The organism is Rhizobium sullae (assembly GCF_900169785.1).
Lineage (GTDB): Bacteria > Pseudomonadota > Alphaproteobacteria > Rhizobiales > Rhizobiaceae > Rhizobium > Rhizobium sullae.
This window is the reverse complement of the sequence record NZ_FWER01000017.1, coordinates 113,823-128,926: the sequence shown is the minus strand read 5'-3', so window position 1 is coordinate 128,926 and position 15,104 is coordinate 113,823. Positions and strand designations below refer to the sequence as shown.

The window sequence follows — 15,104 nt, the reverse complement described above, 5'->3', positions numbered from 1 at the left end:
GCCGGGATTGAAACCCGCAGTCTCCTAACGACGATGTGAGGCAGACGCGATCGCCATGCTTCATCGGCGCGGCATCTGCCGGGCATGGGTTCTCCAGTGTGACCGAAAAGACCCGGCCATCGTTCGCGATGATCGCGCAACGGGAGAAAATTGCCCGGATGCCATTGTTTCGCATTTCCGGCACGCCTATTTAAATTGAATAAGTGAATGACAGAAAGGACTGCCCGTCCTCCCGATTTCTATGGGTCTGACAGGTGCGTCTGCCGGGTCTTCGGCAGATCGTTGACACGATAATACCGCTCGTCCATCTTGAATTTCCGCCCTGCGCATGACGGTGCCGCGGGCCGGTTTTCTATCGTTTTTCAGGAACGGACGTGCTTTATGAGGATAATACCGAGAATGAGCACGATCGAATCCAGCGTGTCCTCCATCCTTCTGGACCGCGTCGCCGAATGGCTGACACATTCTTCGCTTGCAGGTGATGATCTCGAGAACATCGTTCGCGGTTTCTGCGAGCGGATTGCTGCCGCCGGCCTGCCGATCGCGCGCGTGCACCTGACGTTTTCGATGCTTCATCCGCTCTATGACGCTTTGGGTTTTACCTGGCGGCGGGCGAGCGGCGTCACGATCGAGGGCTATCGCCATTCGGTAGGCGCAAAGCCCGACCGTTTTCTCCAAAGCCCCTATTATTATCTGCTGGACAACAATCTCCAGCATATCCGCCGCCGCATCCCGCTCGATGGCCCGGCGGAATTCCCGATCTTCGAGGATCTTCGCGCCGAGAAGATCACCGACTATCTTGCTTTCGTGCAGCCCTTCGGCGACGGTTCTGTCCAGGGCATGATGGGTTCGTGGTCGACGGACAATCATTTTGGTTTTTCCGACGACATGATCGATGCGCTGCTGCGCATGCAGAATCATCTGGCCGTTGCCGCCAAGATGGCCGTGCTCGGCAAGCTCGCAAACAACATGCTGACGACCTATCTCGGCGGCGATGCAGGCAAGCGCGTGCTGAACGGCCAGATCCGCCGCGGCGACGGAGAAACGATCCGAGCCGCCCTTGTGATGGGCGATATGCGCCAGTCGACGATGTATGCCGAAAAGGAAGGCCGGCAGGCCTATATCGACACGCTGAACGAATTTTTCGACGCGATAGCAGCACCGTTCAACCGCAACGGCGGCGAGATCCTGAGCTTCCTGGGTGACGGCTTCCTCGCTGTCTATCCCTGCGGCCGTCACAAGGATCCGTCGAAGATTGCATCGCAGGCGGCCCTTTCCGCCGTTTATCAGGCGCAGGCCCGCGTTGCCGAACTCAATAACGAACGCGCCGAAAAAGGTCTTGGCGCGATCAGCTATGGCATCGGACTGCATATCGGCAACGTGATGCTTGGCAATGTCGGCCTCAAGGACCGCCTGACGTTTTCGGCCTTCGGTTCGGCCGTCAACGAGGTCCAGCGCCTGCAGGCACTGACCAAGAAGTATAATCGCGAGGTCGTTGCCAGCCAGGCGTTTGCCGGCTATTGCGGCGGCGAATGGACGACCCTCGGCGAAGAGAAGCTGCGCGGCATCCGCCAGAAGGTGACGATCCTTCAGCCGCGCGCTCCCGCACCGGCACTCGCCATTGAAGGCGGTTTCCGCGAAGTCGCCCCGAACGGCCTTTCCGAAGCCGAACAGGTCATCCTGCTCCACCGCGACGCCAAGAAGCAGGCGAAGCGGCCAACGGTCGAGAGATTCGTTCAGTAGGCCGCGGCTGAAATGTTTGTTTTGCTTTTGTAAAATCAGGCGAAACGCGCGGGTTTCCCCCTGCCCTGTCATTAACTAGACACCCCGATTGCGGTACGATAGTGTGCCTTAACGGGAACACAAAAGTGACTGGGGGAATATCGTTGGTATGGCGTCCGCGTTCGACTTATTGCGTATCGAGAACCTTGACGTTTCATTCTCGGTGTTCGGGGATAAGCTGCGCGTTGTAAAAAATGCCGAACTGCGCGTTCTTCCGGGAAAAGTGACCGCACTGGTTGGTGAATCCGGCTCCGGCAAATCGGTCATCAGCCAGTCGATCATGGGCATCCTGCCGAACGCCGCAAAGGCAAGCGGCCGCATTCTTTTCACCGATCCGCTCAATGGCGAGACTACCGATATCCTGCAATTCGGCCGCGACAGCGAGGAAATGCGGGATCTGCGCGGCAAGCGCATGGCAACGATCTTCCAGGAACCGATGACTTCGCTCTCGCCGCTCCACACGGTCGGCAACCAGATCAGCGAAGTGCTGCTGATCCACACGGACGCCGATAAGAAGCGAGCGCGCGAAAGCACCGAAGAGATGCTCGGCCTTGTCGGCTTTGCCAATCCGAAACGCACCTACGACATGTATCCATTCGAGCTTTCAGGCGGCATGCGCCAGCGCGCGATGATCGCGATGGCCCTGATCTGCAGGCCGGCGTTGCTGATCGCCGACGAGCCGACGACGGCGCTCGACGTGACCATCCAGGCACAAATTCTCGAGTTGCTGCGCGAGTTGCAGCACAAACTCGGCATGGCCATGCTGCTCATTACCCATGATCTCGGCGTCGTCGCCAATATGGCCGACGAAGTCGTCGTGATCTATCACGGTGAAATCATGGAAGCTGGGCCCGTGAATGCGATATTCCGCAATCCGCAACATCCATACCTCAAGGGCCTGATGGCTGCCGTGCCACATTTCGACATGAAGCCTGGCGAGCGGCTGAAGGCCCTGCGCGATGTGCCGGTCAATCTGGAATCGTTCCTTGGCAAAAAGCAGATGGCGGATACGGACGCCCCGAAGCTTTTGCTTTCGGTCAACAACCTCTCCAAGGCCTTTACGACCCGCAAGCGCAGCCTTTTTGGTAGGGATGAAGCCGCGGTCGTGCGGGCCGTCGACGACGTCAGCTTTGATATCCAGCGGGGCGAATGTCTGGGGCTCGTCGGCGAATCCGGCTGCGGCAAGACCACTGTCAGCAAGATCCTGATGCGCGCGGTCACGCCCGACGGCGGCTCGGTGATCTTCAACGACGGCAAGGACGTGATCGACGTTCTTTCCGTCAAGGGCGACGATCTGCAGGCGCTGCGCACCAAGATCCAGATGGTGTTCCAGGATCCGGTCTCCTCGCTGTCGCCGCGCATGACAGTGCGCAACATCCTGAGCGAGCCGCTGGAAATCCATGACCGCGGAGACGGCGCCGAACGCAAGCGGAAGGTCGAAGCGCTGATGGGCGCGATCGGCCTCGACCGGCGCTACCTGAGCCGCTACCCGCACAGCTTCTCCGGCGGCCAGCGCCAGCGCATCGGCATCGCCCGCGCCCTTGCTCTCGGTCCTAAGCTCATCATCCTCGACGAACCGGTCTCTGCACTCGATGTTTCCGTGCAGGCGCAAATCCTCAATCTGCTGAAGGATCTGCAGAAAGAGCTCGGCCTGACCTACCTCTTCATTTCGCACAATCTCGCGGTTGTCGACTATATGGCCGATCGTATCGCGGTGATGTGCAAGGGCCGCATCGTCGAAATCGCCCCGCGCGAGATCATCTTGCGGGACCCGGTGCATCCCTACACGAAGTCGCTGCTTGCCGCCGTGCCCTTCCCCGATCTCGACCGGCCGCTCGATTTCGAGGCGTTACGCAAGAACGGCGCCGCCGACAAGCAGAACTGGGGCATAACCTTTACCGCTGAACATGACGACGCGTCAGAGCTCGCCTATGCCGATCTCGGCAACGGCCACCTAGTGCGCGCCCGCAAGGGTGCCGATGCAAAGGAACTACGTGCATGGTAAGCCGCCGAACCTTTCTCGGCGGCCTTATCGGCTCAGCCGTCGGACCCTCGATCGCATATGCTGTGGGCGACCGTGATATCGAGCCGGAATTCCTGCGCGACCTTTTGAGGGCAGGCCGTATTCCGCCGATGGTCGAGCGGATCCCGAAGCATCCGCGCATCGTCAACATGAAGGAGGCCGGCTTGACGCCTGGCGTCTACGGCGGTTCGGTGCGTACCATTATCGGCAGCGCCCGTGACATCCGCTACATGACCGTTTACGGCTATTCGCGCCTTGTCGGTTACGACAAGCACCTGCGGTTCCAGCCGGATATCCTCGGCGGCTATACTTCGGAAAATGATGCCGTCTTCACCTTCCACCTGCGCGAAGGACACAAATGGTCCGACGGCCATCCCTTCACGTCCGACGATTTCCGCTACTGGTGGGAAGACGTCATCCTCGACAAAGCCCTGACGCCCGGCGGCGGCGCGCTCGAACTGCGACCTCACGGCACGCTTCCGCGTTTCGAGGTGCTGGACGAATTCACCGTCCGCTACAGTTGGGACAAGCCCAACCCGAATTTCCTGCCGGCGCTCGCCGGCCCGTTGCCGCTCGTCATCTTCGGTCCCGCGCATTACCTCAAGCAGTTCCACAAGAAATACCAGGATGACTTCCGGCTTTCCGCACTCATGCGCGAGAACCGCGCGAAGAAATGGGTCGACCTGCACATCAAGATGTCGCGCGCCTCGCGTCCGGAAAATCCAGAACTGCCGACGCTCGATCCGTGGCGCAACACCACAGCGCCGCCAGCCGACCAATTCATTTTCATCCGCAACCCATTCTTCCATCGCGTCGACGAAAACGGCATGCAACTGCCCTATATTGACCGCTTTGTCGTGAACGTCAGCTCGTCGTCGATCATCGCGGCCAAAGCGGGTGCGGGTGAATCCGACTTGCAGGCGACCGGTATCGACTTCAACGACTATACCTTCCTGAAGGAGGCCGAGAAGCGTTTCCCGGTAAAGGTCAATCTCTGGAAGCAGGCGCGCGGATCGCGGATCGCGCTGCTCCCGAACCTCAATTGCGCCGACGAAACCTGGCGGAAGCTCTTCCGCGACGTTCGCTTCCGCCGGGCGCTGTCGCTTTCGATCGACCGGCACGAAATCAACATGGTGGCCTTCTACGGCCTCGGCAGGCCGAGCGCCGACACCGTCCTGCAGGACAGCCCGCTCTACAAGCACGAATATGCCGACGCCTTCATCCAGTTCGATCCAAATGAATCCAACCGCCTGCTTGACGAACTCGGCCTTGCAAGGCGTGACGGCGAAGGCTTCCGCCTACTGCCGGACGGACGGCGAGCGGAAATCATCGTTGAAACTGCCGGTGAGAGCACGCTCGATACCGACGTCCTCGAACTCGTGCACGATCATTGGAAGAATATCGGGCTCGCGCTCTACACGCGAACTTCGCAGCGCGACGTCTTCCAGAGCCGCGCCATGAGCGGCGCGATCATGATGTCGACATGGTTCGGCATCGAGAACGGCGTTCCGACCGCCGATATGGCGCCTAACCAGCTCGCGCCAACGGTGGACGACCAGCTGCAATGGCCGATCTGGGGCATGCACTATCTCTCTGCCGGTCAGGAGGGCAGTGCGCCCGACCTGCCTGAGGCAGTCGAGCTCGTCGACCTCCTCAACCAGTGGGGTGCCACTGCCGACTTCCGCGAGCGGGAAGCGATCTGGCATAAGATGCTGTCGATCTATACACAGCAGGTTTTCTCGATCGGACTCATCAACGGCGCGCTGCAGCCGATCCTGCGTTCTGCCAAGATGCAGAATGTGCCGGAGCGGGCGCTCTACGGTTTCGATCCAACCTCCTATCTCGGCATCTACATGCCGGATGCTTTCTGGCTGAAGGAGGCGTGAGGTGCTGAAATATATCCTATGGCGGATTGCTGCGATGGTGCCGACGCTGATCGTGATTTCGGCACTGGTCTTTACGATCATCGAACTGCCGCCGGGCGATTTCTTCGAAAGCCAGATCGCCGAACTGCGGGCGCAGGGCGAGAGTGCGAACCTGCAGGAAATCGAGGAGCTGCGTCAGCAGTACGGCTTCGATAAGCCGACGATCATCCGCTACGTCTACTGGGTCGGCGGCATGCTGCACGGCGATTTCGGCTATTCGTTCGAATACCAGCTGCCGGTTTCGGCAGTAGTCGGCGACCGCCTATGGCTGACGATCCTCGTTTCTTTCACGACGATCCTGCTCACCTGGCTGATCGCTTTTCCGATCGGCATCTATTCCGCCACCCATCAATATAGCTGGAGCGACTACGGACTGACGTTCCTCGGTCTGCTCGGCATCGCCATTCCGAACTTCATGCTGGCGCTGATCTTAATGTATTTCGCCAATATCTGGTTCGGCATCTCGATCGGCCACCTGATGGATCAGAAATACCTCTCCGAGCCTATGAGCTGGGAGAAGGCGCGGTCGATCCTGTCCCATCTCTGGATCCCCGTCATTATCGTCGGCACGGCAGGTACGGCCGGCATGATCCGCCGCCTTCGCGCCAATCTGCTGGATGAGATGCAGAAGCAATATGTAACGACTGCGCGCGCCAAAGGCCTTCATCCAACCCGTGCGCTGATCAAATATCCGCTGCGCATGGCGCTCAACTTCTTCGTCGCCGACATCGGTTCGATCCTGCCGTCGATCATTTCCGGCGCCGAGATCGTCGCCATCGTGCTGTCGCTCGAAACGACCGGCCCGATGCTGATCAAGGCGCTGCAGAGCCAGGACATGTATCTTGCCGGTTCTTTCCTGATGTTCCTTGCCTTCCTGAATGTCATTGGCGTGCTGGTTTCCGATATTGCGCTCGGCTTCCTCGACCCGCGCATCCGTCTGCAAGGCAGGAGCACCAAATAATGTCGCCCTTGCCGCCGCCCGGCGCTCCGTTGCAGCACTACGTCTCGACCGCACCGTTCGATCCGATCGCCACGGAAACGATGACGGCTGCGAATTCGCGCATTCACCTTGCTTCCCAGAAGCAACTGATGTGGTGGAAGTTCAAACAGCACCGTCTGGCGCTGGCTTCCGGCATCTTCCTGCTTGCCATTTATCTGATGATCCTGGTCGTCGAGTTTCTGGCGCCTTACGGCCTGCACACGCGCAATGTCGATTACATCCATTCCCCGCCCCAGCGCGTGCACTTCTTCGACAAGGGCGAGTTCGTCGGTCCCTTCGTCTATGGCCGCGCGATGCAACTCGACCTCGACACGCTGCGTCGGATCTATACCGACAAACCGGACGACGTTCAGCCGATCCGCTTCTTCTGCCGTGGCGATTCCTACAGGTTCTGGGGCTTCGTTCAGTCCAATCTTCATCTTGTCTGCCCGGCAGAAGGCGGCCAGATGTTCCTGTTCGGCACCGACCGTCTCGGGCGCGACGTACTTTCCCGTATCCTCTACGGCGCGCGGATTTCGTTGACGATCGGCCTGCTCGGCATCGCGATCAGCTTTGTGCTCGGCATCGTCATCGGCGGCCTTGCCGGCTATTGGGGCGGCGTCTTCGATCTCATCGTCCAGCGCGTAATCGAGGTGCTGCAGTCGCTGCCGAGCCTGCCGCTCTGGATGGCCCTTGCGGCCATCATGCCGGTGACGTGGAGCCCGATCGTCATCTATTTCGGCATCACCGTCATCCTCGGTATCATCGATTGGACCGGGCTTGCACGTGCGGTGCGTTCCAAGCTTCTGGCACTGCGTGAGGAGGATTACGTGCAAGCTGCCCAGCTCATGGGGGCAAGCACGCCCCGGGTCATCGGGCGGCACCTTGTTCCCGGCTTCATGTCGCATCTGATTGCCTCTGCAACGATTTCGATCCCGGGCATGATCCTTGGCGAAACGGCGCTTTCCTTCCTGGGCCTCGGCCTCCGTCCGCCGATCACCAGTTGGGGCATCTTGCTCACCGAGGCCAAGAGCGTCAGTGTCATCGCCTTTTACCCGTGGCTGCTTTTCCCGATCATTCCGGTGGTTCTTGTCATTTTGGCCTTCAACTTTCTGGGAGATGGGTTGCGCGATGCAGCAGATCCCTACAAATAGCAGCAAGCGCGGCGGAGATATTCCGTTCTGCCATGTCTCGGCCTCCGGAAAATTGGGGGTCTAAGTATGTCGTTCGCCCCGAAGGAACTGCCCATGGCCAGACGCGTGGAAGATGCTCGCATCCTGATGTATAGCCACGACACGTTCGGGCTCGGCCATCTGCGCCGCTGTAGGACAATCGCACATGCGCTGGTCGAGGATTATCGCGGTCTCAATGTGCTGATCATTTCCGGCGCAACGATCGCCGGTGCGTTCGACTACCGGGCGCGTGTCGATTTCGTGAAGATCCCCAGCGTGATCAAACTTCATAACGGCGAATATACGTCGATGGCGAGCCATATCGACCTGCACGAAACGCTGAAGATGCGCGAATCGAGCATCCGCCATACGGCTGAGACCTTCCAACCGGACATCTTCATCGTCGACAAGGAGCCGATGGGACTCAAGGGCGAAGTCGAAGATACGCTTGCTTATCTGAAAGCGCAGGGCACGACATTGGTGCTCGGTCTCCGCGAAATCATGGATGCGCCGCATCTGCTCGACGCCGAGTGGAAGCGAAACGGCATCATGCAGAAGATCGACCAGTATTATGACAGCGTTTGGGTGTACGGGCCGCCCGAGTTCTACGATCCGCTGATCGGCCTCGATGTCCCGAAAAGCGTGCGCCGGAAAATGGACTTCGTCGGCTTCCTGCAGCGCAGCGTATCGAAAGGAAACACCTCGATTAATGCCCGCAAGGACGACTACATCCTCATCACCACCGGCGGCGGCGGGGATGGCTCCGACCTCGTTCATGACGTGATGAACGCCTATGAGCATGATGCGACGCTTGAGCAAAAAGCACTGGTCGTACTCGGGCCTTATATGCCGGCAGCCGAGCGGTCGAAACTCGTCAGGAAGGGCGAGAAGATTCCCTATATCGAGGTGATCGAGTTCGACAACCATATGGAAGAGCTCATCGTCGGCGCCACAGGCGTCGTTGCCATGGGTGGCTACAACACCTATTGCGAAATCCTTTCCTTCGACAAGCCGGCCCTCATCGTGCCGCGCATCAAGCCGAGGGAAGAGCAGTTGCTGCGCGCCCAGCGCGCCAGCGACCTCGGCCTGGTGGACATGCTGCTTCCTGATCAGTCGGCTGATCCGGCCGTCATGGCCGAGGCGCTGAAGCGGCTGCCGCAACGTCTGCCGCCATCAAAGAGCGGAAGCGATATGCAACTCGAAGGGCTCGATCATATTTCGCAGACAGTCGGCCACTGGCTCGACAATCGCGGCAGCCGTCTTGCCGTCGTCGGCGCAGAGTAAAGAACAAAGCCTTGCCGGAACGCCGCAAGATCCTTGTCGTGCTGAAAGGCTACCCACGCCTTTCCGAAACCTTCATTGCCCAAGAGTTGCTTGGCCTGGAAAAAGCAGGCTTCGACCTGACGCTGATTTCGATGAGGCGGCCGACCGACAAGAAACGCCATCCAGTGCATGACGAGATCAAGGCCCGCGTCGTCTACCTGCCGGAATACTTGCACGAAGAGCCGATGCGCGTACTGAAGGGACTTTTCGCCGGCGTCGGAAAGCCGGGATTCAAGGCGTTGATGAAGCGCTTCCTGGCCGATCTGCCGCGCGATATGTCCCGCAACCGCTTCCGCCGCCTCGGTCAGGCGCTGGTCCTGGCTTGCGAATGGCCGGATAGCGGCCAGTGGCTGCACGCGCATTTCATCCACACACCTGCTTCTGTGACCGAATATGCAAGCATCCTGACGGGCGTGCCCTGGACCGTCTCGGCACATGCGAAAGACATTTGGACGTCGCCCGACTGGGAGTTAAATATCAAACTTGGCAGCGCCCGCTGGGCAGTGACATGCACCAGGAGCGGCTACGAGCATATGCGCAGCCTAACCGACCGGCCGGATGCGGTGCATCTCAGCTATCACGGCCTCGATCTGGCCCGCTTCGGCCATTTCGAAGGCCAACATTCAGGCCGCGACGGCGCCGACCCTGCCCATCCGGTTCTTCTGTTGAGCGTCGGCCGGGCGGTCGAAAAGAAGGGCTACGACGTGCTGCTGTGCGCGCTTGCCCTGCTTCCGAAAAGCCTGCATTGGCGTTTCGAGCATATCGGCGGTGGTGATGAACTTGCCAAGCTGAGAGCTCTTGCTTCAGAGCTCGGGCTTGCCGGCAAGATAAGCTGGAAAGGCGCAATGGCGCAGGAGGAGGTGCTCGGCCATTACCGCCAGGCTGATCTCTTCGCGCTTGCGTGCCGTATCGCATCCAACGGCGATCGGGACGGTTTGCCGAACGTGCTGGTCGAGGCGTCGAGCCAGCGATTGATGTGCCTTTCGACCGATGTTTCAGGCGTTCCTGAACTGCTGACCAACGGTGAGAACGGTCTTGTCGTTCCGCCCGATGATCCGCAGGCGCTCGCTTATGCACTCGAGGCGGCAATCCGTGATCCGGCGCTGCGCCGCCGTCTCGGCGATGCGGCGGAAAAACGCGTGCGTGAACATTTCGACTATCATTCCAGCGTAAGGCAGCTAATACGCCTCTTTGAAGAGGAATGGCAAAAACCCTCATGAGTGCAAAACGCATCCTCTTCTACGTCCAGCACCTGCTCGGCATCGGCCATATCGCGCGCGCAAGCCGCATTGCGGACGCTTTGGCCAATGACGGCTTCGATGTGACGATCGTGACCGGCGGCCTGCCGGTTTCCGGTTTTCCCGGCGACGGCGTGAAGACCGTAGCGCTGCCAGCGGTCGTCGCCAGCAATGCAGGCTTTTCTGGCCTTGCGGACGCCGACGGCAATGTCGCCGGCGAGGAGTTTCTCTCGCGACGTCGCGATCTGCTGCTTGCAGCGTTTCAAGAGGCGAAGCCGGACGCCGTCATAATCGAGGCCTTCCCCTTCGGCCGGCGGCAGATGCGTTTCGAGTTGCTGCCGCTGCTCGATATGATCGAAAAGACCGATCCGCGGCCGAAGCTTTTCACCTCCGTGCGCGACATCCTGCAGGAAAACCGCAAGCCAGGGCGCGACGAGGAAACCGTCGACCTGGTGAAGCGCCACTTCGATGCCGTGCTTATTCACGGTGATCCGGATTTCGTGCGGCTTGAAGATACCTTTCGGCTGACAGCTGAAATCGCAGACAAGGTGCATTACACAGGCCTCGTTGCAGCAGCACCAGCGGCCGAGTCAGCGGAAATCTTCGACATCATTGCCTCTGCGGGCGGCGGAGCCGTTGGCCTGGACCTGATCCGCGCGGCCCGCGATGCAGCCGCCATGCTCCCCGAAAGCCATCGCTGGCTGCTCGTTACCGGTCCCAATTTGCCGGAAGCGGACTTTATAGGCCTGAGCCGGAATGCGCCCGCTAACATCACGCTCACGCGCTTCCGCAAGGACTTTCCTTCCCTGCTGCGCGGCGCGAAGGTCTCGATCTCGCAGGCGGGCTACAATACGATCGGAGACCTGCTGCATGCGGATTGCTGCTCGATCCTCATTCCCTTTGTCACCGGCGGCGAAACGGAGCAGACCGTGCGGGCCGAGCGCCTGCAGGCGATGGGTCTTGCCACTATTCTTCCGGAGCAAGGATTGACGGCCGAGCACGTGGCGGCGGCGGTCGAAAGCGCGCTTGCAGCGCCGGCCAGAAAGGAAGTCGCGCTCGATCTGACAGGCGCCGGGACAACCGCTTCGATCATCCGATCGATGCTCGGTTGAATCGCTCGCCTATTATGAAAATCCTGTGATATAACTAACCTCTGGCGAGAATCGGCATTCCACATCAATCCGCTTCTCCTTGATCTTCTACGATATCCGGCGGTCCGGTTGCATGAATCTGTTTTCGGCATCTCCCCTTTTGAACGGCCCGATATCGCGGTCCGCCCTTTCCCATCAGGCTGACGATTAGCATGGAAAAAAGCCTCGCCCGCTATATCTGGTCGAACACGCGCCGGCAGCAGCTTTGGATTCTGGCCGTGGTCGCCGTCTCGATGGTCCCTTACTTCCTGTCCTTCGATCTGCCGAAACAGATCGTCAACGGACCGATCCAGGGTGATGGCTTCGAGAATGCGAATGCGAGGCAGACCTTCATGCATATTGCCTACGACATCCCGCTGATCGGGCATGTCGAATTCTTCGAGGGTCTGCAGCTCAACCGGCTGCAGACGCTGATGGCGCTGAGCCTCGTCTTCCTGGCACTGGTGGTGCTGAACGGCCTCTTCAAGTTCTATATCAACACCTATAAGGGCCGCCTCGGCGAACGGATGCTGCGGCGTATCCGGTTTCAATTGATCGACCGGGTGCTGCGTTTCCCGCCCGTTCATTTCAAGCGCGTGAAATCTGCTGAAATTGCCACGATGATCAAGGACGAGGTGGAGCCGATGGGCGGCTTCACGGGTGATGCTTTTGTCTCGCCTGCCCTTCTCGGCGGCCAGGCGCTGACGGCGCTTGCCTTCATCATTGTCCAGAATTTCTGGCTCGGCATGATTGCAGCAGCAATCGTCGGCGTGCAGGCGGTCATCATTCCGCGTATGAGAAAACGGCTGCTCGAGCTCGGCCGCCAGCGCCAGTTGACGGCCCGCGAGCTTTCCGGCCGCGTCGGCGAGATTGTCGAGGGGATCGGTACGATCCATGGCAATGACACCTCGAACCTGGAACGTGCTGACATCGCTACGCGTCTCGGCCTGATCTTTTCAATTCGTTACGACCTTTACCAGTGGAAGTTCCTGGTGAAGTTCCTGAACAACTTCCTGGCTCAGGTGACCCCCTTCCTCTTCTACGCGATCGGCGGCTATCTGGCGCTGCACGGGCGCCTTGACATAGGCCAGCTCGTCGCCGTCATCAGCGCCTACAAGGATCTTCCAGGACCATTGAAGGAATTGATCGACTGGGATCAGATGCGCCAGGACGTTCAGGTGAAGTATCAGCAGGTCTATGAACAGTTCAATGTCGAGCCCCTCATCGACAGCCGGATCCAGGAAATCCCGGCAGAAGCAGTCGGCCCACTGACGGCGGCACTCGTCGTCAGCAACCTCGCCGTCAGCGACGATAGCGGCGCGCGTCTGGTCGATCGCGTCTCGGTTGAGATCAGGCCGAACGAGACGGTGGCGATCGTCGGGCCGAACGGCAGCGGTGCGGAGGCTTTCGCAGAAGCGCTCGGCCGCATCGTCTGGCCCGACTCGGGCCGTATCAGCATCGACGGCCGCGACCTTCTGGAACTGCCGGAATCGATTACCGGCCGCCGCATTTCCTACGCTTCCGCCGATACTTATTTTTTCCACGGCACGTTGCGTGACAACCTGCTCTACGGCCTCAAGCACGCGCCGCTGACCGATCCGGGCTACGAAGGCGAGGCCGCCCAGGACTTCAAATGGCATGCCGCCGAGGCGCTGAAGGCCGGCAACCCGACGCTCGACCTCAACAGCGACTGGGTGGATTACAACGCCGCCGGCGCGACCGGCCCGGACGATCTGCTGACGGCGATCCGGCCGGTGCTCGATGCCGTGTTGATTTCGCACGACATACTTGACCTTGCTCTCCGCTCGACGGTCGACACAAGCGTGCACGTTGCTCTTGCAGGTCGCATCGTTGATCTGCGCCGGTCGCTGCGCGAACGCATGAAGGACGAGAACCTCGATGCCGTTGTCGTGCCCTTTGACTTCGACAACTATAATCCCCAGGCAACGGTCGGTGAAAACCTGCTTTTCGGCACGATGAAACGGCCGATGATGAACAACCGCAGGCTTGCGGCACACCCGTATTTCCAGCAGCTTTTCCGCGATACCGGCCTCAGCAACGACCTCTATGCGATGGGTCTGGAAATCGCCGAAAACGCCGTCGAACTCTTCCACGATCTGCCGCCGGACCACCCCTTCTTCCAGCAACTGACCTTCATGACGGCGGATGATATTCCGACCTATCAGGCATTGCTGCAGAAATTGCAGAGCCGCAGGTTCGAGGATGCGACTATCGACGAGCGGTCGATGATCATCCGGCTGAGCTTTGCCTATATCGAGCCGCGCCACCGCTTCGGCTTGCTGAGCGATGAGCTGATGGCGAAGATCGTGGGCGCCCGCAAGCAATTTCACGAGAATATACCGGACGATCTGGCAGCTCTCATCGAGCGCTACGATCCCGAGCGCTTCACCTCATCCGCGTCGCTGATGGACAATGTGCTGTTCGGCCGCATCGCCTATCAACAGGCGGACGCGTCCGATCGTATTCGTACCATCATGAGCGAACTCTTCGACACACTTGATCTTTTCGACGACGTGTTGTCGATCGGACTTGAATTCGATGTCGGCTCCGGCGGCAAACGATTGACCATGGTCCAGCGGCAAAAACTCAACCTTGCCCGTGCGCTTTTGAAACGTTCTGATTACTTCATCTTCAACCGGCCGCTTCCCGCGCTCGATCAGCGTGTGCAGGATCAGATCATCCGCAATGTCGTTCAAGGTCTACACGAGGAAGGTAAACGTCCAGCGATTATCTGGGTGCTTTCAAACGCAAGACTTGCAGAAATCTTCGATCGGATTCTGCTTTTTAATCGCGGTGATTTAGTGGAAGCTGGGAACTATCCGGAACTTTCCGAGAAAAACGGTATGTTCAAGGAACTGTTATCGTAATATTCTATTAGGGCGGCAGAGACGGCATTCTTGCGAGGGAATGTCAGTAGAGTTTTTTAAAGCGCGTTCTCCTTCGGCGAGGAGAAGCGGCAGGGGGTGAGACGCTCATGCTGTTGAGAGATGAAGTCGAAATGCTACGGCGGGTGCCGATCTTCGCAAGGGTCGCCCCGGCGAAACTCAAGCTTTTGGCCTTCACCTCCGACCGGATGACCTACAAGGCCGGTCAGGACCTTTTCCACCAAGGCGATCCTGGCGACGCGGCCTATGTCGTGCTTTCCGGAACCGCCGATATTCTGGTGAATTCGCCTGCAGGCGACATAAAGGTCGCCGATGTCGAGGTTAATTCCATCGTCGGCGAAATCGCCATTCTCTGTGACGTGTCGCGTACCGCAACCGTCCGTGCCACCTCCGCGCTCGAAGTGCTTCGCATCAGCAAGGAACATTTCCTGAAGCTTCTCAGCGATTTTCCCGAAATCGCCGTCGAGATCATGCGCGTCCTTGCCGACCGCCTGAACCATACGACCGCGGAACTGACGGCAGCACGTGCTGCAAAAAAGCCGCAGGCAGCCCTTCAGTAATTTCGGCGAATCCAGACGTGAAAAGCCCGTACGGCGGACAGCCGGCGGGCTTCATGCTTCAGTCGT

Annotated in this window: 10 protein-coding genes; all 10 read left to right on the top strand. The window is 59.4% G+C overall.

The window, feature by feature from the left end; translation table 11 throughout:
• The first annotated feature begins 399 nt into the window (after positions 1 to 399).
• Positions 400 to 1,743, top strand: a complete 1,344-nt coding sequence (locus BN1800_RS17370; protein WP_027511118.1) for an adenylate/guanylate cyclase domain-containing protein — start codon at positions 400 to 402, stop codon at positions 1,741 to 1,743.
• 148 nt (positions 1,744 to 1,891) lie between these two features.
• Positions 1,892 to 3,787, top strand: a complete 1,896-nt coding sequence (locus BN1800_RS17365; RefSeq protein WP_086999688.1) for an ABC transporter ATP-binding protein — start codon at positions 1,892 to 1,894, stop codon at positions 3,785 to 3,787.
• A complete protein-coding gene (locus tag BN1800_RS17360) occupies positions 3,781 to 5,691 on the top strand; it encodes an ABC transporter substrate-binding protein (protein ID WP_086999686.1) in 1,911 nt (636 codons plus the stop codon). The genes BN1800_RS17365 and BN1800_RS17360 overlap by 7 nt, the downstream gene beginning before the upstream one ends.
• Position 5,692: 1 nt before the next feature.
• Complete coding sequence (locus BN1800_RS17355) at positions 5,693 to 6,691, top strand: ABC transporter permease (RefSeq protein ID WP_027511115.1); 999 nt, start codon at positions 5,693 to 5,695, stop codon at positions 6,689 to 6,691.
• The gene (locus BN1800_RS17350) at positions 6,691 to 7,863 is read left to right on the top strand and encodes an ABC transporter permease (RefSeq protein ID WP_027511114.1); all 1,173 of its coding nucleotides are present in this window, start codon (positions 6,691 to 6,693) and stop codon (positions 7,861 to 7,863) included. The genes BN1800_RS17355 and BN1800_RS17350 overlap by 1 nt, the downstream gene beginning before the upstream one ends.
• A gap of 93 nt (positions 7,864 to 7,956) precedes the next feature.
• Positions 7,957 to 9,165, top strand: coding sequence for a glycosyltransferase family protein (locus BN1800_RS17345; RefSeq protein WP_086999846.1), 1,209 nt, complete (start codon positions 7,957 to 7,959; stop codon positions 9,163 to 9,165).
• An 11-nt stretch (positions 9,166 to 9,176) separates the two neighbouring features.
• Positions 9,177 to 10,424 carry a glycosyltransferase family 4 protein gene (locus BN1800_RS17340; RefSeq protein WP_086999682.1) on the top strand — a complete coding sequence of 416 codons (1,248 nt, stop codon included), beginning with the start codon at positions 9,177 to 9,179 and terminating at the stop codon, positions 10,422 to 10,424.
• Positions 10,421 to 11,554, top strand: coding sequence for a glycosyltransferase family protein (locus BN1800_RS17335; RefSeq protein WP_086999680.1), 1,134 nt, complete (start codon positions 10,421 to 10,423; stop codon positions 11,552 to 11,554). The genes BN1800_RS17340 and BN1800_RS17335 overlap by 4 nt, the downstream gene beginning before the upstream one ends.
• Before the next feature lie 191 nt (positions 11,555 to 11,745).
• Positions 11,746 to 14,460, top strand: a complete 2,715-nt coding sequence (locus tag BN1800_RS17330) for an ABC transporter transmembrane domain-containing protein (RefSeq protein WP_086999678.1) — start codon at positions 11,746 to 11,748, stop codon at positions 14,458 to 14,460.
• Between the two features lie 107 nt (positions 14,461 to 14,567).
• On the top strand, positions 14,568 to 15,038 hold the full coding sequence (locus tag BN1800_RS17325; protein ID WP_027511109.1) for a cyclic nucleotide-binding domain-containing protein: 471 nt from the start codon (positions 14,568 to 14,570) through the stop codon (positions 15,036 to 15,038).
• Positions 15,039 to 15,104: the final 66 nt, after the last annotated feature.